Below are 2,621 nucleotides of genomic sequence, written 5' to 3'. Positions count from 1 at the left end.
CCGCGGCGGCCCGCCTGGCGCCGTGAATGTTGGGTTACGTAATCTTCGCTGGTAAGACACCTTGCATGGGCATCACACCTAGGTGGCCCCCGGTGATCGTGGCTAGAGGATTTGGACTAGTTCGCGCAGTGCGCTTCGGGCGGTCGTTTCATCAATAGGGGCGGGAGTGGCGGCGAGTTGCGCAGCCAGCCCGTCCAGTGCAGCGTGCAGAGCTGTCACTCTCGATTCGAGAGCTGGGTTATCCAGTTCGGCGAGTGTCGCTGTTGACTGCACGATGCTGGGTACGTCGATCTGGTCCGCTTCGAACACTGGCACTGTCTGGTTGTTGAGGTGGCCGACCACTCGGCGGCACTGGTGGCGCCCCTGGTCGTCGAGGGCGACCCTCAGGAATCCTGGGGCACTCCCGGAATGTTGGTTCGAGTGACAGCGGACCCGTTCCCCCTGTCGGTCAATCCCCCGCTCACCGGAGTGTCCGGATCCCTCGGATCACTCTTCGGCAGCTAGGGCGTGTCTCCTAATTAGCGTAGCCAGGTCAGGATTGCGCAGAAGGGGCTGATGCACGGTTAGGTGACACGGGCAGTTACGCGGCCTGAAGGGCCTCGCGGTTGATGATGGTCTCGAACTCGATGGGGGTCAATTTGCCGAGGCGGTCCTGCCGTCTGCGGCGGTGGTAGGTGCGCTCGACCCAGTGCACGATGGCGGTCCGGAGCTCGTCTCTGGTAGTCCAGGATCGGCGGTCGAGGACGCCTGTCTGCAGCAGGGAGAAGAAGCTCTCCATGGCCGCGTTGTCACCGCACGCGCCCACCCTGCCCATCGATCCGAGCATCCCGTGTCGGGCGATGCACTCCACTGGGCCCGGCGGCCTTGGCACCGTACGTTAGTTGCCCAGCAATAGCTGTGCTAGCACCGATAGCTTTTATCGCACGATTAGCAACCAAAGCTAGCGTCGGCTCTATAGCTGTGCTAGACACGCAAGGTAGACATACTAAACAAGCTAGGATCGCTAGGACTGAAACCGCAGCTAGCTTCGCCCGGCTACCTTCGTGGGGAGGAATGGACATTGACTCGAAAGCTGGCTCTCTGCAACCAGAAGGGCGGCGTCGGCAAGACTGCTACAACGCTGGGTTTGGCCAGTGCGCTAAGCCATCAAGGACGCAACGTTCTAGTGGTGGACGTCGACCCTCAGGGCAACTCCACGACGGGCCTCGGTGTCGAATTGACGAAAACCATGATGACGACATTCGACCTCATGAACCGAACGGTCCCGGGGTCGGCAGCCGACGCAGTCATCGCAACTCCGTGGGACAAAGTGGATCTCATTCCATCCAACGAAGCGCTGGCAAACATCGAATCTGACGGCGCCAATGACCTCATCTTCCGCCTCGACATCGCCTTCGAGGGGCTCGACCTGTCCGCCTACGACGCAGTCCTATTTGACTGCCCACCATCTCTGGGGAAGCTCCTCTTCGCCGTGCTTTGCGCAGCAGACGGAGTCATCGCTGTCACTGAGCCGACTATTGACAGCGTCCGCGGGATCGAAAACCTGCAAGAGACTATCCGTAACGTCCAGAGGCGACCCAACCCGCACCTCGTGCTCGAAAAGCTCGTCCTGAGCCGCAAGAGGACAACCGGCGAACACCAATTCCGCGAGCGCGAACTTCGCGACACGTACGGGGACCTGGTGGCTAAGACCTCAATCCCGGAGCTAACCGCACGTCAGGACGCACATAGCTCGCACACACCGATCCATAGCTTCACCGGCGGGAAGGCCCTAGCCCTCCAGGTCGCGTATACAGATCTGCTAGCAGAGCTAGCGCTTGGTCCCAAAGGAGCTGCAGCATGAGCATCAAACGTGAACCCGCAATCCGTCGCGCTGTGCATCCTGCAGCAGACCTGCCTGAGAGACCTTCACGAACTAAGCCACCAGCTATTCCCACGCCCCCGGCTTCCGCGCCAGGGGGCTCAGCTGAAGAAGAGCGACTGACAGAGCAGCACAACGTACGGCTTCGCCCGTCCACCAAAGCTCGTCTATTACGTGCAGTAGACAAGCTCCGCTACGAAACTGGCGACCGCACCATCAGCATTGCTTCTATCACCGACAAGGCCATCGTCGAGTACTTGGACTCGCAGGGGTGTTGAGCCAGCTGATTGGGGAGTGACCCGACCTCCAAGGCACGTCGGTCCTCGAGGGCGCCGCTCGTGGCATGTTTGACGCCTTGCGCGTGTCGCGCGCATTTTTGACGTCAGGCATGCCATTTTTGACGTCATGGCGACCACACGATCTGGGCCCGGGAGACCAGCGCTAGGGGAGCGGACACGAATGACAGTCCGCGTACCTTCAGATGTCTATGACGCGCTTCGACGTGAAGCCGCAGCCCGTGGCATCTCAATGAACCAGTACGTAGCCGAGGTCGCAGCGGCACACCTCGGCATGTCTGAAGCCGTGTCGAGCTACGACGACCAGGAGGCGATTCCCGCGTGAAGTAGCCAGCTGCGTGACTGAAAACTGAACACTCCATGCAGCACCTGAAATGACTGATACCGGCCCACTGGCGAGTGGACCGGTATCGAAAGTCAAGAGTCTGAGTTGGCGCTCAAACTCGGTGTTGCTCACCAATTAG

2 protein-coding genes and 1 pseudogene are annotated in these 2,621 nt (G+C 60.4%); 2 read left to right on the top strand and 1 reads right to left on the bottom strand.

The features are described from left to right. Positions 1–580: 580 nt before the first annotated feature. Positions 581–847, bottom strand: a pseudogene (locus tag HMPREF3086_RS02430) (integrase core domain-containing protein); the annotation flags it as partial. Between the two features lie 213 nt (positions 848–1,060). Here HMPREF3086_RS02430 and HMPREF3086_RS02425 point away from each other — a divergent pair. Both HMPREF3086_RS02425 and HMPREF3086_RS19850 read left to right on the top strand, forming a co-directional pair. Continuing rightward, complete coding sequence (locus tag HMPREF3086_RS02425) at positions 1,061–1,843, top strand: ParA family protein (RefSeq protein WP_070720000.1); 783 nt, start codon at positions 1,061–1,063, stop codon at positions 1,841–1,843. A 423-nt stretch (positions 1,844–2,266) separates the two neighbouring features. Next, complete coding sequence (locus HMPREF3086_RS19850) at positions 2,267–2,482, top strand: toxin-antitoxin system HicB family antitoxin (protein WP_083324243.1); 216 nt, start codon at positions 2,267–2,269, stop codon at positions 2,480–2,482. Positions 2,483–2,621 lie beyond the last annotated feature (139 nt).

The organism is Dietzia sp. HMSC21D01, from assembly GCF_001815995.1.
Classification (GTDB): domain Bacteria; phylum Actinomycetota; class Actinomycetes; order Mycobacteriales; family Mycobacteriaceae; genus Dietzia; species Dietzia cinnamea.
Note: the sequence above shows the minus strand (reverse complement) of the source record. Positions and strands in the feature narration are given on the sequence as shown.

Bases quoted from the DNA above. Each gene is read 5' to 3' on its own strand.
- HMPREF3086_RS19850 (WP_083324243.1), top strand. From the start codon at position 2,267: ATGGCGACCACACGATCTGGGCCCGGGAGACCAGCGCTAGGGGAGCGG.